The organism is Deltaproteobacteria bacterium (assembly GCA_019310525.1).
Classification (GTDB): Bacteria; Desulfobacterota; DSM-4660; order Desulfatiglandales; family HGW-15; genus JAFDEE01.
The window spans coordinates 1-24,116 of record JAFDEE010000069.1; the positions used below are offsets into that span (position 1 = coordinate 1).

General features: G+C 56.0%; 19 protein-coding genes and 2 tRNA genes. 11 read left to right on the top strand and 10 right to left on the bottom strand.

Annotation, left to right across the window (positions count from 1 at the left end; all coding sequences use genetic code 11):
* Positions 1–192: 192 nt before the first annotated feature.
* The 7 genes from JRF57_12440 to JRF57_12470 form a co-directional block, all read right to left on the bottom strand.
* Positions 193–270: transfer RNA gene (locus JRF57_12440), tRNA-Glu, on the bottom strand.
* A 71-nt stretch (positions 271–341) separates the two neighbouring features.
* A tRNA-Lys gene (locus JRF57_12445) sits at positions 342–418 on the bottom strand.
* 179 nt (positions 419–597) lie between these two features.
* On the bottom strand, positions 598–1,653 hold the full coding sequence (locus JRF57_12450; GenBank protein MBW2304505.1) for a radical SAM protein: 1,056 nt from the start codon (positions 1,651–1,653) through the stop codon (positions 598–600).
* 78 nt (positions 1,654–1,731) lie between these two features.
* Positions 1,732–2,763 carry a hypothetical protein gene (locus tag JRF57_12455; GenBank protein MBW2304506.1) on the bottom strand — a complete coding sequence of 344 codons (1,032 nt, stop codon included), beginning with the start codon at positions 2,761–2,763 and terminating at the stop codon, positions 1,732–1,734.
* Between the two features lie 38 nt (positions 2,764–2,801).
* Positions 2,802–3,248 (bottom strand): glycine cleavage system protein GcvH, encoded by a 447-nt coding sequence (gene gcvH / locus JRF57_12460; protein MBW2304507.1) that lies wholly within the window; start codon positions 3,246–3,248, stop codon positions 2,802–2,804.
* A 222-nt stretch (positions 3,249–3,470) separates the two neighbouring features.
* On the bottom strand, positions 3,471–4,763 hold the full coding sequence (hisD, locus tag JRF57_12465) for a histidinol dehydrogenase (protein MBW2304508.1): 1,293 nt from the start codon (positions 4,761–4,763) through the stop codon (positions 3,471–3,473).
* Positions 4,747–5,304, bottom strand: coding sequence for an NUDIX hydrolase (locus tag JRF57_12470; GenBank protein ID MBW2304509.1), 558 nt, complete (start codon positions 5,302–5,304; stop codon positions 4,747–4,749). Before JRF57_12470 ends, hisD begins: the two co-directional genes overlap by 17 nt.
* Positions 5,305–5,521: 217 nt before the next feature.
* On the opposite strand from JRF57_12470, the gene JRF57_12475 reads away from it, so the two are divergent.
* The 8 genes from JRF57_12475 to JRF57_12510 all read left to right on the top strand — a co-directional run bounded on the left by JRF57_12475 (position 5,522) and on the right by JRF57_12510 (position 16,320).
* Positions 5,522–6,133, top strand: coding sequence for a GNAT family N-acetyltransferase (locus JRF57_12475; protein MBW2304510.1), 612 nt, complete (start codon positions 5,522–5,524; stop codon positions 6,131–6,133).
* Positions 6,134–6,166: 33 nt separating this feature from the next.
* Positions 6,167–8,032: an excinuclease ABC subunit UvrC gene (gene uvrC, locus JRF57_12480; protein ID MBW2304511.1), complete on the top strand. Its 1,866-nt coding sequence runs from the start codon at positions 6,167–6,169 to the stop codon at positions 8,030–8,032.
* Positions 8,033–8,610: 578 nt separating this feature from the next.
* Positions 8,611–9,519: a M23 family metallopeptidase gene (locus JRF57_12485; GenBank protein MBW2304512.1), complete on the top strand. Its 909-nt coding sequence runs from the start codon at positions 8,611–8,613 to the stop codon at positions 9,517–9,519.
* Between the two features lie 301 nt (positions 9,520–9,820).
* Positions 9,821–12,685, top strand: coding sequence for a preprotein translocase subunit SecA (secA, locus tag JRF57_12490; protein MBW2304513.1), 2,865 nt, complete (start codon positions 9,821–9,823; stop codon positions 12,683–12,685).
* Between the two features lie 120 nt (positions 12,686–12,805).
* Positions 12,806–13,996, top strand: coding sequence for a bifunctional glutamate N-acetyltransferase/amino-acid acetyltransferase ArgJ (gene argJ / locus JRF57_12495; protein MBW2304514.1), 1,191 nt, complete (start codon positions 12,806–12,808; stop codon positions 13,994–13,996).
* Positions 13,997–14,180: 184 nt separating this feature from the next.
* Complete coding sequence (locus tag JRF57_12500) at positions 14,181–14,570, top strand: hypothetical protein (GenBank protein ID MBW2304515.1); 390 nt, start codon at positions 14,181–14,183, stop codon at positions 14,568–14,570.
* Positions 14,571–15,130: 560 nt separating this feature from the next.
* Positions 15,131–15,757 carry an XTP/dITP diphosphatase gene (locus JRF57_12505; protein ID MBW2304516.1) on the top strand — a complete coding sequence of 209 codons (627 nt, stop codon included), beginning with the start codon at positions 15,131–15,133 and terminating at the stop codon, positions 15,755–15,757.
* Positions 15,758–16,179: 422 nt separating this feature from the next.
* A complete protein-coding gene (locus tag JRF57_12510) occupies positions 16,180–16,320 on the top strand; it encodes a hypothetical protein (protein ID MBW2304517.1) in 141 nt (46 codons plus the stop codon).
* A gap of 12 nt (positions 16,321–16,332) precedes the next feature.
* On the opposite strand, the gene JRF57_12515 is transcribed toward JRF57_12510, so the two are convergent.
* Positions 16,333–16,683 (bottom strand): hypothetical protein, encoded by a 351-nt coding sequence (locus JRF57_12515; GenBank protein MBW2304518.1) that lies wholly within the window; start codon positions 16,681–16,683, stop codon positions 16,333–16,335.
* A gap of 96 nt (positions 16,684–16,779) precedes the next feature.
* Complete coding sequence (locus tag JRF57_12520; protein MBW2304519.1) at positions 16,780–18,819, bottom strand: PAS domain S-box protein; 2,040 nt, start codon at positions 18,817–18,819, stop codon at positions 16,780–16,782.
* Positions 18,820–19,462: 643 nt separating this feature from the next.
* On the opposite strand from JRF57_12520, the gene JRF57_12525 reads away from it, so the two are divergent.
* The 3 genes from JRF57_12525 (at position 19,463) to JRF57_12535 (ending at position 21,784) form a co-directional block, all read left to right on the top strand.
* The gene (locus JRF57_12525; GenBank protein MBW2304520.1) at positions 19,463–20,119 is read left to right on the top strand and encodes a YggS family pyridoxal phosphate-dependent enzyme; all 657 of its coding nucleotides are present in this window, start codon (positions 19,463–19,465) and stop codon (positions 20,117–20,119) included.
* Between the two features lie 66 nt (positions 20,120–20,185).
* A complete protein-coding gene (locus JRF57_12530) occupies positions 20,186–20,905 on the top strand; it encodes a tRNA 2-thiocytidine(32) synthetase TtcA (protein ID MBW2304521.1) in 720 nt (239 codons plus the stop codon).
* Between the two features lie 78 nt (positions 20,906–20,983).
* Positions 20,984–21,784 (top strand): prolipoprotein diacylglyceryl transferase, encoded by an 801-nt coding sequence (locus JRF57_12535; GenBank protein ID MBW2304522.1) that lies wholly within the window; start codon positions 20,984–20,986, stop codon positions 21,782–21,784.
* A gap of 110 nt (positions 21,785–21,894) precedes the next feature.
* On the opposite strand, the gene tkt is transcribed toward JRF57_12535, so the two are convergent.
* Positions 21,895–23,904, bottom strand: coding sequence for a transketolase (tkt, locus tag JRF57_12540; protein ID MBW2304523.1), 2,010 nt, complete (start codon positions 23,902–23,904; stop codon positions 21,895–21,897).
* Positions 23,905–24,116: the final 212 nt, after the last annotated feature.

A 24,116-nucleotide genomic window follows, 5' to 3' on the forward strand; every position in this document is an offset into this window, starting at 1 on the left:
TCTCATGAAAGAAAATGGGGTTGAAAATCGTAATGGTAGTGCCAAGAGCATTTTGCATCCCCGTATTGCCTTGTTTTTACTATGTTTCTCAAATTCAACTGTCAAAGATCAGTTAAGGTGTCCAGGGGAAGTGCTGAAAGATGCCGATAAAAAAGGCTACTTGCTGTGGCAAGTAGCCTCATTGTTGAACTTTGGCGTCCCCAACCGGATTTGAACCGGTGTTGCCGGCGTGAAAGGCCGGTGTCCTGGACCTGGCTAGACGATGGGGACGAAGGAATTTAGGAATAAGGTGTGGCCCACCTCAGGCTGCTCAACCGGAAATGATTCTCTCGATCCCCGGTTGGTGGGCCGTGCAGGAATCGAACCTGCGGCCAACGGATTAAAAGTCCGCTGCTCTACCAAACTGAGCTAACGGCCCCGCCTTAAAAAAAGTTATATTATCAAATTTCACAAAATTGTCAAAATTTTTTTTGGTTTTTTCATTCGCCTTCGCCAAGCTATCCTGTAGCAAGCTACAGGGAGGAATGACGGGGCGAACTTCGTCGGAATTCCGCTCAAGATACCCCGTTGCTTGCAGGGGAGAGCCTCATTTCGTGACTAGGAGACTCGGAAGATATGCTCGCGGATGAGGGCCAGCTCTTCCTCGTTGGGCTCGTAAGGGTAGTTCCACTGCTTTACATCGGGCAGGCAGTTTCCGAAGGGCCGATTGCAGGCCACCTTGCCGTCCTCCCCCAGGCATCCTGTGGTCATGAAAGGCGTGCCCCGATCGATGATTTCCCTCAACCTGAGCGGATCCAGGCCGAAATCGATGATATGGCCCTCCGCATCAAAGGCCATATCCTTCATTTGCACCGATTCTTCCTCGATCAGGAACCGGGCGAGTTGCACCCTGAGATAGGTAGGCCAGGGGGGCTGGGGCCTCTCCGCCATGGCCGATCCCTTCTCGGCGAAGAAGGCGAAGAGATGGTTGTAGACCCCCATACGCCAGAGTCGGTCCATTATGGCCACCATTTCTTTTTCCGTTTCGTCCATTCCTACCATGAGATGGGCGCCAACGTGGGGATGACCGAATATTTTCAGCCCCAGCTCCAGGATTTCCCAATATCTCTCCCACTTGTGGGGACCGCTGACACCCTTGCCGCGATAGCGCTCGAAGAGTTCAGGGGTGGCCAGGTCGATGGCTATGCCGATCTTGTCCGCCCCCGCCTCCTTCATGGCGACCAGGTCTTCCTCGCGAAGCAGGGTGGGGCTGATGAGGATTGAAATGGGTATCCTCGTTTCATCCTTCAGTCTGCGGGTCATCTCCAGGGTGTGCTTCCGGCATTTCCCATTGGTGATCATGGAGATACATGTACGCTTCACGTAGGCGGGAGCCTGGTTGATGGCCTCGATGATCCGATCCATGGAATAGACCGGCCATCCCACGTTGATGAAGCTTTTCTCTTCGTATGTCCCGGGACGCTTCTTGGCCAGGCCGCAGTAAGCGCAATTGGCCGAACATCCCTCGGGGTAATGGACCAGGAGATTGACGCACCGGTTCACCGCTCCCCGGTACATCCTCCCCTCCATCAACCCCAGGCTCATGGCCGAGGCGTGACTTACCTTGGCGTAGCGGGGGCTCTCAATCCTCATCTCTTTTGATACGGCTTCCATAACTTCACCCGATCGAGTCAGTGGTGTCAGCCTGCAGCGGCCGGTCTCGATTCCTGCGCGCGGCGCCTTCTGTGCCCGTTATAATCGAACCTGATTTTCCTTGGCATTCAGGATCGCCCTGGTGAGGGTCGGGACATCGAGTCCGTAAATCATATCGTCGCGCCAGACCCGGGATAGGTTCTCCCGGATCCTCTCGGGCCTTGCCGAAGTCCACTTCAGGGCCTGCTCCAGGCGGTTTACGTCCTCACTGGTGGAGAAAAAATCCCCGGTGATCACCACGTTCTCGATTGACCCCCCGGAAAGGGACAGGTAGATCTCCAGCAAGCCCGCCCTGGTTTTGAGCCGGCCGATGCCCATGCGGGAGCGGGGGTGCTTGTGAGAAAAGATCCATTCCTTTCGTGTATAACGGTTTTCGATGAAATCCCGTATCCTATCCTGTTCCCATTCGTCGGGCCGATCTTCTTGAAAACGGATCCTGAAGGTCTCCTCGAAGGCCTCCCGGACGGCCTCCATGACCTCTTCCACCTGGATATCGGCCCGTCCGGCCTCCATCCTCACCGTGGTCATCCGCCGGCTGAAGCAATTGTACCCCTTATCCTGGAGCTTGATGAGGGGAGTGTTCATGATATCGGTCATCAGCTCGATATCGAAATCCACGAGGAGGCTCGTATGGAAAAGCAAACTCTTTCCTGTTTCTGCTGAAGCCGAAAGGCCGGCCAACTTTTTCCCCTCCACTTCCAGGTCATTCTTGGGAACGAAGTTGGAGCGGATGCCGAACCGCTGAAGGGCCCTGCCGAGGACTCCCCCAAGGGTCACGAACACCCCCCCCATTCCGCCTCCGGCGAGGCCTGGATAGTCGGCGTTGATTCCGAATCCCAAGGCCATGATTTCGGGTCCCATGATGACCGTCCCGCCGCCGGTGCTCCTGCGGTTGTATTCGATGCCCCGGGCATTGCACCGGTCCAGTTTAAGCGCGGCCTCGATGTCCTGATACTTGCCGACAATAGCAGAGGGCACGAAGGTGTAAAGGTGAAGGATGGGGGGGGATTGGTGATTTTCAACGGATTGAGGGAGGGTGTCGTCCACCGCCAGACCCTCGGCGGTGGACATCGGCCTCTCGGTGTTAATGAAAAGACGCCACTCGCCCCTCATTTTTCTTCGGCTTTGGCCCTTTCCTCTTCGGCCCGTCTCACTTCCGCCTCGATGAATTCCACCAGGGCTTCCCCCTGCATGAGATTCCCGAGTTCGGATTCGAGGTCCTCTGCCTCGATGACCAAGATCCATCCCTTGCCGTAGGGATCCGTATTGATGAGACTGGTGTCTTCTTCAAGCTCCTCATTGACCTCGACGATTTCCCCGGACACCGGAGCCACAAGCTTCCCGATCCACTTCCTGGATTGGATCTTTCCGCAGACTTCTCCCTGGCTTACTTCATCCTCTTCTTCCGGGAGATCGATAAAGACGATATCGCCTGCCTCTTTCTGGAAGAAATCGTTCATGCCCACGGTCACCTTGCTGCCGTCAACGCGGGCCCAGCTGTGATCCTTGTGGTAATAAAGGTCGTCCGGCATGTTGTAGCCTTTGATATCCGCCATAGTATCCTCCTTGTTTTTTTCTCTTAGGAGTTTGAATCCGCTTTATCAAAACCGCCCGGGTTCCGAGACCTTTGACGTCAATCGATCTATCCCACTTATGAAACCGGTTGAGAATATTGTCGATTTTCCAGTATCAACCGGCTCCCACCGCGCCGATTTGAGGTTATATAAATCATCGGTACCGGAATGGCAACCAAATTATTCACATTATAGCTACATCCACTATTCGAACCTGGCCTGGACGGCCCGCCCGTGGAGGGGAAGTCCCTCGGCCTCAGCCAGGGTGGAGACGACTTCCCGGAGGGAGGCCAGGCCTTCACTACTGAGATATTGAAAGGTGGGTTTCTTGATGAAGTCGTCCACCGATAGCCCCGAAAACATCCGGGCCCCCCGTCCGGTGGGAAGGACGTGATTGGTCCCGGAGGCATAGTCACCCGCAGGGACAGGTGAATAAGGGCCGAGAAAGATGGATCCGGCGTGGCGGATACGGTTGAGGGTCATGAATGGATCCCGGGTGAGGATCTGGAGATGTTCAGCCGCATATTCGTTGGCAAATTCAATGGCCTGGTCAATGCTTCGGGCCACGAGAACGTGGGATCGTTTTCTGAGTGACGTCTCGAGGATTTCCTTTCGGGGTAGATCGGGATATTCCCTGTCCAGGATGCGGCATACCTCCTGAGCCAACCGGGGGGAGGTGGTGACCAGCACCGCCGCAGAGTCCGGATCGTGCTCGAGCTGGGAGAGGAGGTCAAGGGCGATCCATTCCGGGTCCGCACTGGAATCGGCCAGAATGAGGGCCTCGCTTGGACCCGCGGGGGAGTCGATGTCCACCCTCCCGTAGACCAGCATCTTGGCGGCGGTCACGTATTTGTTCCCCGGGCCCACGATCTTGTCCACAGCAGGGACGGTCTCGGTGCCGTATGCCAGGGCCGCGATTCCCCAAGGGCCGCCCGCCTTGAAAATCCGGCGACACCCGGCGATATCGGCCGCCACCAGGGTGACGGGATGGACCTTCATGCCTTTCCCCGGAGGGGTGGTTATGATGATCTCTGAAACCCCTGCGACCCTTGCAGGAATAACGGTCATGAGAACCGTGCTTGGATAGGCGGCCCTTCCCCCCGGGACGTAACACCCGACGCGGTCCATGGGCCGCGTGATACGCCCGGCGAGGATTCCAGGCTGGACTTCGATGAACCACATCTCCCGTTCTTTCTGGGCTTCGTGGAACCGTGAAATGTTTTTGGCGGCCTTCCTGAGACCCTCCAGGATCGCCGGATCTACCTGTTCATAGGCCTCCCGGATCTCCCTGGGCGTAACCACCAGGTCTTCGACCGATAAATCCGACTTGAATTCCCTGTTGACTTCAAGAAGTGAAGCGTCCCCCGATTCCTTCACCCCCTCGACAATCTTCCGTACGTAGTCATAGATGGAAGATATTTCTTCCATTGATCGCTCCATGATGCTTTTTCGCCTGTCAGGGGGCAGATCGTTGATATTTTCAGGATTGATGATCATGGCGTATCGGGTCCTTTCTTTTTGAATCTTTCTTGCCGTGGAGATTGCAATAATCTTTCAGGGCATCCACCGTGGTCTGAAAGGCCAGGTCCCGCCAGGGGATTTCATCGGGGTGGAAAAACCTGACATCCTGGATTTCCTCCCCCGATAAGGGTTCCCCGGCGGTATGCCGGGCCAGGTAGACCGCCACGACCACGCTTTCTCCCTCGTTGGAGTAAATACCCAGGAGGCCTGTGATTTCGGCCCGGATCCCGCATTCTTCCTCTGTTTCCCGAAGTGCGGCCGCTTCCACCACTTCTCCCCGGTCCACATGCCCCCCGGGGAGGGCCCATTTGCCCCTGCGGGGACTGAGATCCCGGCGGGTCAGCAGGATCTTCCCGTCCCTTTCCACGATGGTGCAGGCGGCAAGCTTGGGATCCAGGTAGAAAACGAATCCGCACACCGAACATACCAGCCTTGAAGGTTCTGTCTCCTTCAGCTTCTTGGTGTCCAAACCACCGCCGCATACCGGGCAGTAATGATATTCATATTTTCGATGCATGCTGGAGGATCCGAACCCTTGAACCGTGGCGATCTTTTTCCATCTTTCTGTCCCGTGGCGGGATATGCAAAAGAAGGATTCAGTGCGGTCGTTCCTCAAGAAATCGAGGGCCGTACATTTCCCTTGACTGGGTCCTTTCCTATCACTTACCCTGCGGGTGTGCAAGATCAATCATCCACGGCGTTCCGGATCCCCGGGAATTTTGCGAGGGGTGCCCATGGTCCATGATCCGGTATTCTCGGATTACCCAAAGGAAATCATCCTCAAGGACGGCACCGGTTTGACTCTGAGACCGCTTCGGGCCGGAGACGAGTTCCCCCTGTTTCAGATGTACAAGGAACTTCCGGCCGAAGACCGCTGGTTCAACGATGAGAACGTGACGGAGTTCAGTGCCATCGAAGGATGGGTGAAAGACTCGGGTTCCCCGGACAACATCACCCTGGTTGCGGTACTGGAAGGGCGAATCCTGGCGAACGGCCGGCTTCTCAGGGAAAAAGGCAGCCCCAGGGCCCACATCGGGAAGATCAGGATCACCGTGGTCCCCTCCTACCGGGAAAAGAACCTGGGAACCTGGGTACTCTTCGACCTCATGAATCTGGCCATGTCCATGGGATTGAAAATTCTCGTGATGGAACTCGTGGAAGATCGGGACATCGCCGTGATCCGCAGCGCAAAGAGGCTCGACTTTTCCCCTGAGGCCATACTCAAGCATTTCGTCAAGGACGATCAGGGGAACTACAGAAACCTTATCATCATGGTCAAGAGGCTTTACCTTGGATGGGAGTACGAGGGAGGCCTTTCCCTGAAAAACCCGCTCCTGAGGGAGTAGGTCCCCTCGGCACCCGTAGATTATCGATTCCCCATGCACCGCCCCCCCACCGCCCACCATTCCCTGGATCCCGAGGCACTCCGCGGCAGGCTCCCGGAGGGACCCGGCGTGTACCTGTTTAAGGACGAATCCGGGGAAATCCTCTACGTGGGGAAGGCCAAAAACCTCAAGAAAAGAGTCCTGTCCTACTTTCGCCCTCCCTCGGAACTCCCTTACAAAACAGGCCTCATGATGAGCCGGGCCAGGGGCCTTGACACCATTCTCACCGGCACGGAAACCGAGGCGTTCATCCTTGAGAGCACCCTCGTCAAAAAACACCTCCCCCGATACAACGTCGTGCTTCGAGACGACAAGGCTTATCCCTGCCTGAGGCTGGATGTCAAGGATCCCTATCCCCGCTTGACGATCGTGCGGAGGATCAAAAAGGATGGGGCCAAGTACTTCGGTCCTTTCTCCTCGGCCCAGGATGTCCGGAAGACCCTCAAGCTGATCAACCGGATCTTCCAGCTCCGCAAATGCAGGAGCCGGGAGATCCCGAAACGTTCCCGACCCTGCCTGAACGAGCAGCTCAACCGGTGTCTGGGGGTCTGCGTCCGCGAAGTTTCCAGGGAGACCTACGGGGAGGTCGTGGAACAGGTGCGCCTTTTCCTGGAAGGAAGAAACCATGAGCTCATGAAGCAACTGGAGAAAAAAATGAGCCAGGCCGCCTCCGAACTCCGCTACGAGGAGGCGGCACGGATCCGGGACCAGATCAAGGCCGTGCAGCACGTGATCCAGGGGCAGCACGTCGTCTCGTCGAAGCTGGAAGACCAGGACGTGATCGGCCTGGAGGAAAGGGACGGCGCCTTCCAACTGGTGATCTTCTTTGTTCGAAAGGGCTACCTGAGTGGAACGCGGGATTACCTGATAAGGGACCGGGAAGCAAGCCGGTCTGAGGTTATGGAAGCCTTCCTGAAACAATACTACCCAGCGGAACAATTCATTCCAGGCCGGATCCTGATCTCGGAAGAAATCGCGGACCTCCCGTCCTTACGGGATTGGATATCTCATCTGGCGGGGAGGCGGGTGCTCATCGAGCGGCCCATGAGGGGGGAGAAGGTTCGACTGATCGAGATGGCCAGGAGGAACGCCGCCAACCTCCTTGAAAACCTAAAAGGAAGCGAGCAGGGTGAAATCATGGAACGGGTTGCCGAACTCCTTCGCCTTGAGCGACCCCCCCGGAGCGTGGAAGGACTGGATATATCCAATATCCAGGGAGAGATGGCCGTAGGGGCGGTGGTCTCCTTTGTGGATGGGCTCCCGAACCGATCCGGTTACAGAAACTACAAGATCAAGACCGTTGTCGGCGTTGACGACTACGGCATGATGAGCGAGTTGGTTTCAAGACGTCTAAAAAAGGGAGGGTTGCCGGATCTCCTCCTCGTGGATGGAGGGCGGGGGCACCTGCGGGCGGTGGAGCGGGCAGTCAGGAATTCGGGCCTCGCCGAGACGCCCTCCCTTGCCGCCATCGCAAAGGGAGAGGGGGATCAACCGGACAGGATCTATGTCCCTGGACGAAAAAATCCCCTATCTATCCGTCCCGACGATCCCGTGCTCCATCTCTTTATGCGGATTCGGGACGAGGCCCACCGAAGGGCGATTTCCTATCATCGGAAACTTCGGGCAGGCCGCTCGATGGAATCCTCGCTGGACGCCGTGCCGGGTGTAGGTCCGAAGCGGAAGCGGGCCCTGCTTGCCCACTTTGGAGACATGGAGTCACTGGGAAAGGCATCTGTCCGGGAACTGGCTGAGGTGGAGGGCATCAGCACCACCCTGGCCGCCGAGATCATCCGGGTCTTGAAAGGGCCTTCTGGAAAGGAAGATGGGCCTTCCGGCCACATCGAACATCATCGGGGGTGAACCGGGGGTACATGGATTGTGAGGATGTGGGGAAGGGGTCAAGGTCAACGGTATATATTTTGCAGCTCTCAGGTAATATCGGGCGTTAGATCGCCTTATTTCAGGAAGAGTCAATCGTCATTTGGAGAAGCAATCTCGTCGAGATTGGGATCCGTGGTTACAAGCAAAGGCAGGCACGTTCTTTTCGCCGCGTACGCCCGGCCGCTCCGGGCTTCTGATTTGGGGCTTTTCCCGCTCTCTTTATCCTGATTCTGGGTCGAAATACACATACTCAAAGAGAATCTCAACTTCTGCTTTTCGCTATGTAAGGATGGGACCTGAATCTTAAAAGTGACCATTTTTGATCAAAGCATGGATGGTTTTTTAGACATAGGGCCTGGGAGGGTCCTGCTTTGGACACCGAGGGGGAAGCAACCTTCACGGGAAAACCCCATGGAAGGGGGATACTCAAAGATAGGTCGCACCTTAGGATGAAGACCTGGGTGAAATGTTATTGACATGGGAAATACCCTTATGGTAATTTCCCCAAAATTCCTTTCATCCCTTATCTGCAACAACCTCCTGGTTGAGAGATCGGTTTGACCGCAAAAAAGATCACCATACTCTTAATCCCTGATGGGAGCCGCAGGCCCCGACAGTTCAAAATTCCGAGGGCTGTCCTCTGGTTTTCCTTCATCCTGATCCTGGGCTTTGTGGGGGGGCTTTACACCCTTATCACGGATTACTGGAACGTGAAAAAGCAAATGCCCCGCTTGGCCGAACTGGAAAAGAAGACTAAGGAACAGGATGTTCAGTTGACTGCTCTTGCCTTGAAGGTGGACGGCATGAGCAGCAAGATGGTGAAATTGAAACAGTTTGAAAACCAACTGCGGGTCATGGTCAATCTCGAACCCAACGAGGACAACGCCCAGCTTCTCGGCGTGGGTGGATCGGATCCTGCCCTCGTGGATCCTGCGCTGTTCCGGGAGCAGGATCAACGAAAACTGGTACGGCGGATGTACCGTTCCCTCGACAATCTGGATGTCGATATGTCCGCCCAGGCGGAGAAACTTTCCGATTTGTGCGCTTTCCTGAAAAATCAGAAGACCCTCCTGGCCTGTACGCCTTCCATCTGGCCCACGAGGGGGTGGATCAGTTCCCGTTTCGGTTTCAGGATATCTCCCTTCACCAACCAGAGGGAGTTTCACAGGGGGCTGGACATATGCACACGGGAAGGGGCCAAGATCGTGGCACCGGCTGATGGAGTAGTCGTCAAGATGGGCAGGGACTATGGTTACGGAATCGTCCTGACCATCAATCATAAATTCGGCATCGAGACCAAATACGCCCACCTGAAGAAGATCCTGGTTAAAAGGGGCCAGACCGTCAAGAGGGGAGACGTGATCGCCCTGGTCGGCAATACAGGCCGCTCGACAGGCCCCCACCTGCATTACGAGGTCCACTTGAACGGCGCCGCCGTGGATCCCCTTCGTTACATCCTCAACTAGTATCCATCCGTAAGTAAGGTGATTTTGTTAAAGGTCAAGCTTCCGGCCCGGATCGGCGCCGACCAGCTTTCGGATTTATTTCTTTCCTGTTTTGTGTATATAATCCCCTCCTTGCAGGTCCGTATGGATACAATGCACCATGGATGTTTGAGTACGTCCTCAAGATACATCGACCTTTGAGGACCCCGGCTTTCACTTGCGGTTTGATTTTTGTTGGAGAGTGCAGGGAATCGAAACGGGGTACATGAGGTCAAAACCCTTTCCCGCTGACAAGGCGAGAGGGGGAATAGAGGAATCGATCATGTTAGGAAATCTTCTTAAAGGTCTTTTCGGAAGTAAGAACGAGAGAGAACTTAAGCGCATCGCCCCCCTGGTCGATGCCATCAATCGCCTGGAGCCCGAGTTCCAGACCCTTTCCGATGAAGCGCTTCGGGCCAAGACCGATGAATTCAGGTCGCGCCTCTCAAACGGAGAAACCCTGGAGGACATCCTGCCGGAGGCCTTCGCCGCCGTGCGCGAGGCCTCAGTGAGGGTCCTGGGCATGCGCCATTTCGATGTTCAGCTGATCGGCGGGATCGTGCTTCACGAAGGCAAGATCGCCGAGATGAAGACCGGTGAGGGAAAGACCCTTGCCGCCACTCTTCCTCTCTACCTCAATGCCCTGACGGGTAAGGGAGTCCACCTGGTCACGGTGAACGATTACCTGGCAAAACGAGATGCGGAGTGGATGGGGGGAATTTACCGGTTCCTGGGGATGTCGGTGGGTGTCGTTGTCCATGGAATGAGCGATGAGGAACGCAAGAAGGCTTATGCGTGCGATATCACCTATGGAACCAACAACGAGTTCGGCTTCGACTATCTCCGGGACAACATGAAGTTCGATCTTGGGGACGTTGTTCAGCGGGGATTCCATTACGCCATTGTGGACGAGGTGGACAGTATCCTCATCGACGAGGCCAGGACCCCCCTGATCATCAGCGGTCCGGTGGAAAAGAGCGAGAACAAGGTCTATAACGAGGTCAAGCCCCTGATCATCAACCTCAGGAAAAAACAGGGCGCCATTATTCGATCGATCCTCAAGGAGTTGAAAACCCGGCTGGAGCAAGGAGACGAGGGAGAAAAGACCATTGAGCTGCTCGTCCAGGTCCGGCGGGGAGATCCTAAAAATCCCATATTTTTGGATATCCTGGCCCAGAACCAACACCTCAAGAAACAGATCGATCGCATGGAGAGTATGCTGAGCGCCCAGAAACTCCTGCCCGAACTGGACCAGGACCTTTACTGCGTCATTGATGAGAAGAGCAATTCGGTGGAGCTCACAGAGAAGGGGATCAGGCTTCTTGCCTCCAGCGGAAAGGGCGATTTCGTGCTCCCGGATCTCGACATGGAGAGCTTCGAGATCCGGGAGAACGCTGAGCTGAGCGACGAGGAAAAGGCCGAACGGCTCAAGGAACTGGAGGATCGCTTCATGCGGACCTCCGAACTCCTCCATGCCACCCAGCAGATGATCAAGGCCTACTGGCTTTTCGAGAAGGACGTCCACTACGTGATCAAAGACGCCCAGGTGGTGATCGTGGATGAATTCACGGGACGCATGATGCCCGGTCGCCGTTGGAGTGACGGGCTACACCAGGCCGTCGAGGCCAAGGAGGGCGTAAGTGTCGCCGAGGAGAACCAGACCCTGGCCACCATCACCTTCCAGAACTTTTTCAGAATGTACGAGAAACTCGCCGGCATGACGGGAACGGCCGATACCGAAGCCGCCGAGTTCAACAGCACTTACAACCTGGAGGTCCTGGTCATCCCGACCAACAAGAGGATGATCCGGAAGGACTTCCCCGACGTCATTTACAAGACCGAACGGGAAAAGTTCTTGGCCGTGGTGGAGGAGATCAAGGAACTCTATAAAAAGGGACAACCCGTGCTCGTCGGCACCATCACCATCGAGAAGTCCGAGATGCTGAGCCGGATGCTGAAGCGGGCCGGGATCCCCCACTCCGTCCTGAATGCCAAGCACCATCAGCGGGAAGCGGAGATCATCGCCCAGGCGGGACAGAAACACACGGTGACAATCTCCACCAACATGGCCGGCCGCGGTACCGATATCGTGCTGGGAGAGGGCGTCGTTGAGCTGGGAGGCTTGCACATACTGGGAACCGAAAGGCACGAGAGCCGACGGATCGACAACCAGCTTCGAGGGCGGGCGGGGCGGCAGGGAGACCCCGGCACCTCGCGTTTCTATCTCTCCCTTGAGGACGACCTCTTGAGGATTTTCGGCTCGGATCGGATGGCCAATATCATGGATCGTCTTGGCATGGAGGAAGGCCAACCCATCGAGCACAAGCTGGTTTCCAAGGCCATCGAAAACGCCCAGAGGAAGGTGGAGGCCCACAACTTCGACATCCGTAAGCATCTCCTGGAATACGACGATGTCATGAACAAACACCGGGAGATCATTTACTCCTTGAGGAAGGATATCCTGTCGGGGGACGGCGTCGGGGAGATCGTCCGAAACATGATGGACGAGAAGGTCGAGGAGTTGGTGGAGAGGTTCACGGATCCCAAGGCCTACCCGGATGATTGGGATCTGCAGGGATTGAAGGAGAATATTACCAGGCTGTTCGGTTTTAGGCCCAAGATAGGGCCGGAGGACCTCGGGGAGGAACGGTTCGATGCCCTGAAGACCGAAGAGCTTGTCGAAATGATCAAGGAGCAGGTCCACTCGGTCTACGACAAGCGGGAGGCCTATGTGGGCGCCCAGGATCTTCACACCATCGAGAAGTACATCATCCTGCAGATCATCGACAACCAGTGGGTAACCCATCTCCAGGACATGGAGCATATGAAGGAGGGCATCGGGCTGAGGGGATACGGCCAGATGGATCCTTTGCGGGAATATAAGAAGGAAGGGTATGCTCTTTTCGAGGAACTCATGGACCGGATCCGCGAGGAAAGCCTGATGACCCTCTCCCGCATCCATCTCATGAGGCGCGCTCCGGTGGAGGAGGAGATCCCGAAGAAGAAAAAACGGGCCATGCGGTACAGTCACGGTGACGGGGCGAGCCCGATGACCGTAAAGAGAGAGGGGAAGAAGATCGGTCGGAACGATCCCTGTCCCTGCGGGAGCGGGAAGAAGTACAAGAAGTGCTGCGGCAGGAACAAGTGAAGGCGGCATATCGCCGGGTGCCCTTCTTCGTCCCTTTCTCCCACCGAAGATATTTCCGTTTCAGGATAGCCGAAGGAAGAATCCTTCCGTGAACTCTTGGCTTTGACAGGAACCGAAACCATGGAAGAGAAGAAATTCACCGTAAGGGGCTTCAAGGCCTCAGCCCTGGCTGCAGGGCTTAAAAAGGATCAGAGTTTGGACTTGGGACTCATCGTTTCCGATGTGGAGGCTGTAGGGGCCGCTGTTTTCACGACCAATAGGGTTCAAGCCGCTCCCGTCCTCCTCAGCCGGGAACATGTTCGGGACGGGAGGATAAGGGCGATTATCGCCAATGCCGGGAATGCCAACGCCTGCACGGGTCCGAAGGGCCTTGAGAACGCCCGCCGCACAGCCGAACTGGTTGCAGGCGAACTGGGGGTCCGAGCCGAAGAGGTCCTGGTGGCCTCCACTGGTGTCATCGGGGCCCCTCTCAATATGGACAAGGTGGCGGCGGCCGTCCCGGATCTTGTGCAGTCCCTGTCCCCTGATGGGTTGCCGAAAGTGGCCGAGGCCATCATGACCACCGATTCCTTTCCGAAGAAGGCGGTCTTCGAGGGGAGGGCCGGTGGAAGGGATTACCGGGTCCTGGGGATGGCAAAGGGTGCCGGCATGATCATGCCGGACATGGCCACCATGCTCTGCTTTGTACTGACCGATCTCTGCATCGAGGCCGAACCATTAAAAGCGGTTCTCTCACGGGCCGTGGAGTCTACCTTCAACCGCATTACTGTGGACGGGGATACGAGCACCAATGACATGGCGGCCGTCCTGGCCAACGGCCTCGCCGGAAATCCTTCCCTGTCTTCGGAAGAGCTGGCAGTGTTCCGTGAAGGGCTTACCAGGGTGATGGGGGACCTAGCTATCATGATCGTCCGGGACGGGGAAGGAGCAAGCAAGGTCATCCACGTGATCATCAAAGGAGCCGAATCGGCCGGTGACGCTGAGAAGGCCGCCAGGACCGTTGCGAACTCCCTCCTGGTCAAGACCGCCTGTTACGGCCAGGACCCCAACTGGGGAAGGATCATGGCCGCCCTGGGCCGATCCGGCGTGGCCATGGAAGAGGAGACCGTGGAGATCTGGATAGACGATGTGAAGATCGTGGAAGGAGGGCTTGGCCTGGGTGAGGAGGCCGAGAAGCGGGCCGCCGGGAGGATGCAGGAGGCGGAGTTTTCCCTGGTCGTGGATCTCGGCAGGGGAGGCTTCGAGGACCGAGTTTCCACCTGTGACCTGACCCATGAATACGTGTCCATCAACGCGGATTACCGCACCTGAGATCCGGATTCCCGGGGTGTGGAGGGCAGCGCCCACCGACCTTTTTCGAGAGGGACGCTGTCGTGGTGGAAGCTTGCCCCTGCAGCCCAGGCTTTTCCTTCCAGTGAAACCCGGTTCCAGACCTATGAAAAACGCCCGATTTTGTTCAAGGTCTTTTGGTCCCTGATAACCGGGAATAAATCCCATGGATATTCGATTCCCCATCAGGTACAAGATCTTTTTGGTGATCCTTGTCCCGTCCCTCCTTCTGGTGTTCGTGATCTTCCTGGATTGGCGCCACCTCGGAGAGCTGGGCAGGAGCGCCGAAGACATTCTCTCGAAGAATTACAAGAGCATCCAGGCCGCCCAGCAGGTCCGGCAAGGCCTGGAAGAGATGAGGAACAGGGTCCTGCTCGCCCTTTTTCGGCACAATCCCCGCCCCGGAGGAAAAACACCCCTTTACTATACAGGATCTGGGTGGTGTGCGGGTTATCTTCTAAGTCTGCCGCTTCCCCCAGGGGGAATTCACCATGGCCGTTCCCTATGTCCCGTGGGGCAGGCTCCGTCTATTGACAGGGTCAGGTTTTACGTGTAGTTAGTGTCTTTTATCTTTGAACCGTCCCGACGTGGGCGGGAGGTATCAACTAGTGCCCATCCATAAAGCAGGCAATTTTGTTCAAGGTCAAGGAAGGCGAAGATTTTAACCGCCCCGCTTGGGATGCCAATCGGCAGAGGCACCATACATTGAAGTATTTCGAGGATTCAGATTCCCCGGAGGCAGCGGAAAGCAGGGGCTGACATTTTCTCCGGAGCGGGCGTATTTCGGCCCTGAATCAGGATAGATGAAGGGACGAAATCCGCCGAGGAGAACATGTCAGAGCCTGCTTGAAGCGATAAATTCTATAGGGGCTTAAGAACTTCAAGGATTAAAATATGAGCCTGATGCAGCTTGGTCGCGCCGTAGCCGCGGCGGAGGCGGAAGATTGGAAAAAAGGGCCATTTATGGATGGGCACTAACTAAGCCCGAACCCCCCCCTCTCCCGGATGTTGACTCATCCCGGGGCCTTGGGACTAGAAAAAGGAAGTGGTGATTTAAGGATGATATCCGGGCGAAAGAAACATTTCCATAGTTGAAAGGAGAAGGAGAGGTTCATGCTGGCACGCCCACTGGTTCTTGCAACAACTAACCCGGGAAAGATCAGGGAATTCAAGGAACTGCTCACCGGATTCAAGGTGGACATCCGGAGTCTCAAGGATTTTGGTCCCCTGCCTCCCATCCTGGAGGATGGAAAGACCTTTGATGAAAACGCTTACAAGAAGGCTTCCATGACCGCCCGATACCTTGGGTTGCCTGCCCTGGCCGATGATTCCGGTCTGGTGGTGGAGGCCCTGGGCGGAGCTCCCGGGGTGAACTCGGCTCGCTATGCGGGTGAAGGGGCATCGGATGAGGACAATATCCAGAAACTCCTACGGGCCATGGAAGGCGTTGCCAACAGGAGGGCGCGGTTCGAGTGCGTCCTTTCCATCGCCGTTCCCCGGGGACCCGCCCTCACTTACGAGGGGTTTTGTGAGGGAGAGATACTCCATGAAAAGAGGGGGGAAAACGGGTTCGGCTATGACCCGGTCTTTTATTACCCGCCCATGAAAAAGACCTTTGCCCAGATGAGCAGCGACGAAAAGAACCGGGTCAGCCACAGGGGAAAGGCCATGGCGGAACTGAAGGAGGAGTTTGACAAGGTTCTCCTGTGGCTGGAACAGCGACTCTCGGAGGAGCCTGTTTAGCGCCGGATATCAGTAAGGTGGGATTCATCGCTCCAGATCAAAAGCGACCGTAGACGAATTCTGGTATGAAGACCGAGAGGAGGGCTGATCCCGGGAAAAAGAGCGGGCAAGACATCGAGATGTAACCTTTTTTCCCGGGGTGTCTCCAAGAGAAAAGACAGGGGGAGTTGACAGAAAACTGTGAATGAATACCATAGTAGTATGAGATTCCGATGGGAGTCAAAAAGACCAAAGGAGGAAACATGTTTCAGGTAACGGAAAAGGCCGACCAGAAAATCCAGGAATTTTTCAAGGACAGGGAAGAGCAACGGGTCATCCGCATATTTCTATCCCAGGGCGGCTGAGCCGGTCCCTCTCTGGGAATGGCTCTGGATGAGCCTCGGGAAAACGATGAGATCGTTGACAATAACGGGATCACTTATTTGATCGAAAAAAACCTCTTTGAGCAGGTAAAACCCATCACCGTGGATTTCGTGGAAAGCGCCATGGGATCCGGGTTCTCTATACAGTCGAGCCTTAACATCGGGGGCGGAGGCGGTTGCGGGGGCTGCTCGAGCTGCTGAGGATAAAAAGTTTCATTCTTTCACCGGCCCTGGAAGGATTTCGGGAAAGTCCATTCCAGGGCCGGTGGTTTTTTCTCCCCGAGGGATTTCCTTGGTATGATAGGGCATGGAAACGGCGGGTTTCTGGAATCCACCAGGCGGGAACGAGGGGTGATTCATGCCTTGGGCCTGCATTATCAGCTCCGGGAGGGAGCGCCTCTGAATCCCGTGTTTTTTAAGGAGTGCGTAAAGGCGAGGTCTTGAAAGGCCGGAAATACGACAGGCCTTTTTCACGTTCCAGTGGGTAACCGTCATTAGATCGCGAAGGTATTGGGATTCCGCCTGCCCCATTACCGTGATCCGGAAGTCTTTGAAAGATGGCATGAACAAGGATTCTGTAATGGAGGGGCCGGATCCCTTGATTTTCAAAAGGAAGCGTTGATGGGAACCCCAGAGAAACTTCACCCCCGGCAGGAAGGTTCAAGGATTCCCGAAACCATCCCCGGTATTCAAGGCGCGCCGGATGGTTAGGGCGATTTCGTTCATCACGATGGGTTTCATGATGAATTCCTTGATGCCGGCGGCCTTGGCCGTTTCTTCAGAAACCAACTCGCTGAACCCGGTGCAAAGAATGATCGGGATATTGGATCGAATTCCCAGGATTTCCCTGGCCAGTTCGATGCCTGTCATGTGGGGCATAGTCATGTCCGTGATGACCAGATCGAACTTGTCCGGGTTGGCCCGGAAGGCCTGGAGGGCGTCAAGACTGCCGGTTCTAGCCTCCACCTTGTAATTCAGCCGCAGGAGCATCAATTGAAGGGTCTCTATCATGCCAGGCTCGTCATCCACAAGGAGGATGGTTTCATTCCCCCGGGGTATATGGACGATCTCCTCACACTCTACAGGTGGTCTCTCCGGGCACCTGGGCAGGTATATCTCGAACGTACTTCCCTTTCCCGGCTCACTTTCAACCGTGATGACACCCTTGTGGCTCTTCACGATGCCGAGCACAACCGCCAGGCCCATCCCGGTACCCTCCCCCTTGACCTTGGTCGTAAAGTAAGGTTCAAAGATCCGCTCAAGCACCGCTCGTTCCATGCCGTGCCCTGTATCTGCCACGGTCAGCTTGACGTAACGGCAATTGGCCGTCAATTCAGGATGGCGGGCTTTTTCTTCAGGCCCCACCACCAAGTCCTCCAGCGTCACAGTCAATACGCCCCCGTCCTCTCTCATGGCGTGGGCGGCATTGGTGGCCAGGTTCATGAAGACCTGATGAATTTGGACGGGATCGGCCAGTACGGTATCCTGCTGGCTGAGGATCCGCTGGCGGATTTCAATGGTTGTGGGCAAGGAAGCCCGGAGGAGTTTCAGGGCCTCTTTAATGATCAACCCTACTTTCAGGGGCCTGGGTTCGTGTTCCTGCTGTCGGCTGAAGGTGAGGATCTGCTTGACCAGGTCCCGGGCCCTCTTGGCGCTGTTGAGGATTTGTTCCAGGTTGTTCCTCACTGTATGATCGGGTTGGAGGTCCAGAAGGGCCATTTCGGCGTGAACGATGAGGGGGGTGAGGATGTTGTTGAAGTCATGAGCGATACCCCCGGCAAGGGTACCGATGGCCTCCATCTTCTGGGCATGCTGGAGCATGAGCATGAGTTTCCGCTTTTCTTCTTCATCCTGCTTTTGTCGGGTGATGTCTTCACCAGAGCTCAGGGTGCCCGAGATATTCCCTTCCTTGTCCCTCAGGATGCTGTTGTGCCAGGCGATGATCTTGATGTTTCCATCCTTGGTAAGGATCGGGTTTTCATGGTATTCCACCGGCTGGAGTTTCCCTTCTATCATTCCCTGGAAGAACCCGCGCAAAGGCTCCCGGTTTTCTTCGGGGATGAAGGTGTCGAACCAGTTCTTTCCCAGTATTTCCTCTTCACTGTACCCGAGCACCTCGATTCCCTTCCTGTTGACCAGCGAAACCGTCCCGTTTCGGTCGAGGACGAGAAAAATGACTCCGGCAATATCCAGGTATTTCTGGGCCCTGTCCCGCTCTTCCCGGAGGGCCTCTTCGGCCCGTTTGCGGTCCGTGATATCCCTCACTATGGAAAGGATGGTCGGCTTTCCTTGAAAGTCGAAGAGATGGGCATTGACCTCACAGGGAAAACATGTTCCTTCCTTGGTCCTGTGAACGGATTCAAACAGGATGTGTTTTTCCTTGAAAAGGCGCCTGATACGCTCTCGGAAAGGTTGGTCGCCCCCGTGGTACACAATATTTTCCACGGTCAGCCTGGAGAATTCTTCTTTGCTGTATCCATACTTCCGGCAGGCCTCTTTGTTGACTTCGATGAAGAGTCCTGGACGATCCGGATGCCGAGGCTGATGAACGAGAACTGCATCGTTGATTTTGTCAAAGAGGATCCGGTATCTTTCCCCGGTATCTTCAATGGCATTTTTTGTCTCGATGCACTCAGCCAGACGCGCCTCGAGCTCTTCCACCCTTCGCCGCAACTCTCGAAGCTCCAAATCCCTTTCCATCCCTCAGAACCTCCCGATTGCCCCGGAAAGAGAGGGGCTTCCTTACTTAGTGTCCATCCATAAATGGCCAATTTCCGCAATCTTCCGCCTCCGCCGCGGCTACGGCGTGACCAGGCTGCGTCAGACTCAAATTTTAATCCTCGAAATACTCCAATGTATGGATGCCTATCCCGCTTGGTATCCCAAGCGGGATGGTTAAAATTTTCGTCTTCCTTGACCCTTGGACAAAATTGAACATTTTTCAAAGGCCTCTATACACTGGGCCGAATGATTGCGAAGGGTCCATGATTTTTCCTGTAATTCCTGTTTCTTGAGGGCGTGTTGAAACCCCTTCGCCCTTCATTTTATGCAACGGTGATTCCATGCCTGTCTCTCTCGCCTTTTTTCACATCAAATGCTTTGAAAATGAAATCAACCTATTGTAATTTAAAGATCTTTTGTTGATAGTCACTGAATGGGCATAAACTGATAAAGGAACTCTGAAGCGAACGACAGGAGAGGATTCATGAAGGAAACTGCACAAAAAATTGTGCACCAAGAATTTGTTTCTCTTAGGGGGGTGAGTGGTTCATTGATCCTGGTGCTGGAAGCTTTACACCCCATGTGATTTCGAGTATCAATAGGCCGGAGGAGAAAAAGGATGATGATTCGAGATAAGGTCAAGGAGATATTGAATGAGCTTCCGGAAGGGGTTCAGTTAGTCGGGGCGGCCAAGACCCGGAGTCCCGAGGAAATCCTTGAGGCTGTTGATGCGGGCCTTGAGATTGTGGGGGAGAATTACGTCCAGGAGGCAGAGCGGGCCCATGCCGTTATCGGAAACCGGGTCAAGTGGCACATGATCGGGCACCTGCAAAGAAACAAGGTCAAGAAGGCCGTTGCGATTTTCGACATGATTGAGACGGTCGATTCCCTTCGCCTAGCAAAGGAAATTGACAAGGTCTGCCGGAAGACCGGAAAGGTCATGCCTGTTCTAATCGAGGTCAACAGTGGGGAGGAGGCCGAAAAAACAGGTGTCCTGCCGGGAGAAGTTTTGAACCTGGTAAGAGAGATGAGTACCCTTGACCAGGTCAAGATCATGGGACTCATGACCATGGGGCCCTTTGCAGGGGACCCCGAGGAAGCCCGTCCCTATTTTCGCAAGACCAGGGAGCTTTTTGAGCAGATCAAGCAGGCGGCGTTGCCGGGCGTGGAGATGACCTACCTTTCCATGGGGATGTCCAATTCCTACCGGGTCGCCCTGGAAGAGGGTGCCAATATTGTCCGGATCGGGACGCGGCTTTTCGGCGAACGGCGATCCTAGGCGGTCCTTGGGGAGCCCGATGGATAGCGGGAATCCAGGGCAAAGAGGTGAGAGGATCCTGAGACGGTGAGCTACGCCGCCAAAGAGATGAGACGCCTCATGGGAAAGGCCATCCATAACCGGGACATGATCCGGGACGGTGATCATGTCTTGGTCGCCGTCTCGGGTGGTAAGGACAGTCTTTCCCTCCTTTGGCTCCTGAGAGAGCGGTTGAGACGGATCCCTATCTCTTACCGCATCACGGCCGTTCACGTGGATCCGGGTTTCGGTGCGGATTCGGCGGGGCGGATGAAGACCTTTTTTTCCGAGCATGGGTTTGATTACCGGGTATTTTCGAGCGATTTCGGTCCCCGCGCCCACAGTGAGGAAAACCGCGAAAACCCCTGTTTCCTTTGTTCCAGGCTGCGCAGGAAGCTCCTCTTTGAATTGGCCGCCCAACTCGGATGCAATCGGATTGCATTCGGCCACCACAAGGACGACCTCATCGAGACCTTTTTCCTGAACCTTTTTTACGGGGCTTCCATCAGCACCATGCTTCCGGTCCAGCCCTTTTTCGGAGGCAAACTGACCGTGATCCGCCCCCTTTACATGATCGACGAGGGAACAATTCAGAGATATGCAAAGGGGATGGGGTGGCCGGATATCGATCTGGGGTGCCCTTCGGCGGGATCAACGAAAAGAGAGGCCGTAAAGGTCATGCTGAAAAATCTCTATCGATCCAGCCGGAAGATCAAGGGAAACATCTTTCATGCCATTCACAACGTCAAGACGGAATATCTCCCCTGACGACGTACGGAAAGAAATCCCCCCTGGATTCTTCAGGGGGCGGGGATTTTCCCTCAGGTATTTCAAGGGAGTCAGATTGTGATCCGCTATCCCGACATCAGTCCCACCCTCTTTGAATTCGGGCCATTCAAGATCCGATGGTACGGTCTCATGTACGTGCTGGGCTTCCTGTCAGCCTACTTCCTTATCCCCCGACAGACGCGGGCCCGGCGGCTGGGGCTTCAAGGAAAGGCGCTCCAGGATTTCCTTTCCTATCTCGCCGTGGGCCTGATTGTGGGGGCCCGGCTCGGTTACGTCCTTTTCTACCAGTATCCCAATCTCGGGGACTACCTGCGGCACCCCCTCGAGATCATCGCTATCTGGCACGGGGGAATGTCCTTTCACGGGGGCCTGCTGGGGGCGCTTCTGGCCGGGATGCTTTTTTCCAGGAACCGTGGACTCTCCTTTTGGGATTTGGCCGACGCCGCCATCTTGCCCGCCCCCATCGGCCTGGGGCTGGGGAGGCTGGGGAACTTCATCAACGGTGAACTCTTCGGCCGTCCCACCGACGTACCTTGGGCCATGGTTTTCCCGGGCGGAGGCCCGGTTCCGCGACACCCTTCCCAGCTCTACGAGGCCTTCCTGGAGGGCCTGGTCCTCTTCTTTTTCCTTTGGTTTATCCGTAACCGTCCCTTTCGTCCCGGGTCCTTGGTCTGCCTCTTCTTCGGGGGTTACGGGGTGCTCCGTTTCTTCGTGGAGTTTTTTCGGGCTCCCGACCCGCAGATCGGTCTCTTCTGGCACCTGATCTCCATGGGCCAGATCCTGTCCGCTGGAATGATCCTGTCCGCGTTTTTCCTGTGGTTTCTGCTCCCCGGGAAGGACGGGAAAGGAGGGAATTGAAGAAAGGGGGCTTCAACCCGGGGCAGAGGTCTCGGAGTGCCTCCCGCCCCAGGGCGGGAGGGGCGCATTCCAAAAGTCTTCGAAGGAAACGGTTTTCCCGCAGGAAGTCCCTAGGTTCGCCGCTTCAGTAAGGTGAGGGCCATTTCCACGACCTTCTCGGCCGTAAGGCCCAGCTTCTCGTACAGGATCTTGGAGGGGGCCGATGCCCCGAAACGATCCAGTCCGATCACCTCACCCTTTGATCCTACGAAACGGTGCCAGCCCAGTGGTGATGCAGCCTCCACCGCCACCCGAGTTTCGATTTCCGGGGGAAGTACTTTCTCACGGTATTCCCGGGGTTGGTTGTCGAAAAGCTCCCAGGACGGAAGGCTTACCACACGGACGGGGGTTCCTCTTTCTTCCAGCATTGATGCCGCTTCAAGAGCGATGTGGACTTCGGACCCGGTCCCTATCAGGATGACCTCGGGCCGTCCGCCGGCAGCCTCTTTCAGGATGTAGCCTCCGCGGGCCAGACCCTCTGCCGGGGCATGGATCCCGCGATCCAGGGTAGGGAGTCCCTGGCGCGACAAGGCGAGGGCGACGGGTCCTTTTACGGTCAGGGCGCTGCGCCAGGCCTCGGCGGTCTCGTTCGCATCGCAGGGTCGGATCACAGTCAGTCCGGGAACGGATCGCAGGGACGCCAATTGTTCGATGGGCTGGTGGGTTGGGCCGTCCTCTCCAAGCCCGATGCTGTCGTGGGTCAGGACATATATGACCTTGAGTCCCATCATTGCGGCCAGGCGGATGGAGGGCTTCATATAATCGGAAAAGATAAGGAAAGTGCCCCCGTATGGGATCAGGCCCCCATGGAGCGCCATGCCGTTGAGGATGGAACCCATGCCGTGCTCCCGCACACCGAAGTGGAAGTTGCGTCCCTCCGGCTTCCCGGGCTGGAAGACCGGTGCGTCCTTGACAAAGGTCTTGTTCGAAGGGGCCAGATCGGCCGAGCCTCCGATCAGGTTGGGAAGACTTTGTGCAAGCGCGTTCAAAACGACCCCCGAGGCCGCCCGGGTAGCAATACCTTTCGGGTCGGCGGGGAAGGCAGGGATTACCTTTTCCCACCCTTCAGGAAGTTCCCCCCTGGTCCATCGCGTCCATTCCTCGGCCAAATCCGGATGGGCGTTTCGGTAAGTCTCAAAGCGCGAATTCCATTCTTCCTCCCATGCCCTGCCTTTCGGAAGTGCATCGCGGAAATGTCTCAAGACTTCCTCCGGGATGTAACATTCGGGTTCCAGGGGCCAGCCCAGGTTTTGTTTGGTAAGCCTGAGTTCATCCGTGCCGAGGGGTTCTCCGTGGGCGGAGGAAGTGTCCTGCTTGTTGGGACTTCCGAACCCGATATGGGTTCGAACCGCGATCAATGAGGGGCGTTTAGTCTCCTCAAGGGCGGCGGAGAGGGCGTTTTCAATGGCTTGCAGATCGTTTCCGTCTTCCACCTTCAGAACTTGCCATCCATAGGCCTTGAAGCGGCCTTCTCGGTCCTCCGTGAAGGTCAGGTCCGTACCCCCGTCGATGGTAATGCGGTTGTCGTCGTAAAGATAGATGAGATTCCCCAGACCGAGATGCCCGGCCAGGGACGCCGCCTCATGGGAGATCCCTTCCATGAGATCCCCGTCGCTCACTATGCCGAATACGCGATGGTTTACGATTTCGTGTCCAGGGCGGTTGAAACGGGCGGCGAGGAATCGCTCGGCGATGGCCATTCCCACACCATTGGCGAACCCCTGGCCAAGGGGGCCCGTGGTTGTCTCCACACCTGGTGTGAGGTGGAACTCGGGATGTCCGGGCGTCTTACTGCCCCACTGGCGGAAATTCTTGAGATCCTCCAGGGTGAGATCATACCCGGTCAGGTGGAGCAAACTGTAGAGAAGCATGGATCCGTGTCCGGCTGAGAGAATGAAGCGGTCGCGATCCGGCCACCGGGGATTGGCCGGATTGTGCCTGAGGAAACGGGTCCATAGGACATAGGCCATGGGAGCCGTTCCCATGGGCATGCCCGGATGACCGGAGTTGGCCCGCTGAATGCAGTCAGCCGAAAGCATGCGGATCGTGTTGATGCAAAGAGTGTCCAAATCCACGCTCATGTTTTCCTCCCGGTAAATAGGAACTTCCACCATTCCGCCCGTGGTGTGACCTGAACAGATCCTGACACCATATTTCCTGGCACGCTGTTGAAAAACTACTGCGTTCGCTACGAGACCTTTGAAAAACGCCCCCTTTTGCCCAATCTCTGCGCCTGCCTGTGCCGGGCCTATCTGCCATTCCAAGGGGCAGGCAGGCACGGCAGACAGGTCAG

Coding starts and splice junctions, on each gene's coding strand:
- gcvH (MBW2304507.1), bottom strand. CDS start 3,248: ATGGCGGATATCAAAGGCTACAACATGCCGGACGACCTTTATTACCAC.
- argJ (MBW2304514.1), top strand. CDS start 12,806: ATGGAAGAGAAGAAATTCACCGTAAGGGGCTTCAAGGCCTCAGCCCTG.
- JRF57_12520 (MBW2304519.1), bottom strand. CDS start 18,819: ATGGAAAGGGATTTGGAGCTTCGAGAGTTGCGGCGAAGGGTGGAAGAG.
- JRF57_12475 (MBW2304510.1), top strand. CDS start 5,522: ATGGTCCATGATCCGGTATTCTCGGATTACCCAAAGGAAATCATCCTC.
- JRF57_12525 (MBW2304520.1), top strand. CDS start 19,463: ATGATTCGAGATAAGGTCAAGGAGATATTGAATGAGCTTCCGGAAGGG.
- hisD (MBW2304508.1), bottom strand. CDS start 4,763: ATGATCATCAATCCTGAAAATATCAACGATCTGCCCCCTGACAGGCGA.
- JRF57_12455 (MBW2304506.1), bottom strand. CDS start 2,763: ATGTCCACCGCCGAGGGTCTGGCGGTGGACGACACCCTCCCTCAATCC.
- JRF57_12500 (MBW2304515.1), top strand. CDS start 14,181: ATGGATATTCGATTCCCCATCAGGTACAAGATCTTTTTGGTGATCCTT.
- JRF57_12450 (MBW2304505.1), bottom strand. CDS start 1,653: ATGGAAGCCGTATCAAAAGAGATGAGGATTGAGAGCCCCCGCTACGCC.
- JRF57_12515 (MBW2304518.1), bottom strand. CDS start 16,683: ATGCCATCTTTCAAAGACTTCCGGATCACGGTAATGGGGCAGGCGGAA.
- uvrC (MBW2304511.1), top strand. CDS start 6,167: ATGCACCGCCCCCCCACCGCCCACCATTCCCTGGATCCCGAGGCACTC.
- tkt (MBW2304523.1), bottom strand. CDS start 23,904: ATGAGCGTGGATTTGGACACTCTTTGCATCAACACGATCCGCATGCTT.
- secA (MBW2304513.1), top strand. CDS start 9,821: ATGTTAGGAAATCTTCTTAAAGGTCTTTTCGGAAGTAAGAACGAGAGA.
- JRF57_12470 (MBW2304509.1), bottom strand. CDS start 5,304: ATGCATCGAAAATATGAATATCATTACTGCCCGGTATGCGGCGGTGGT.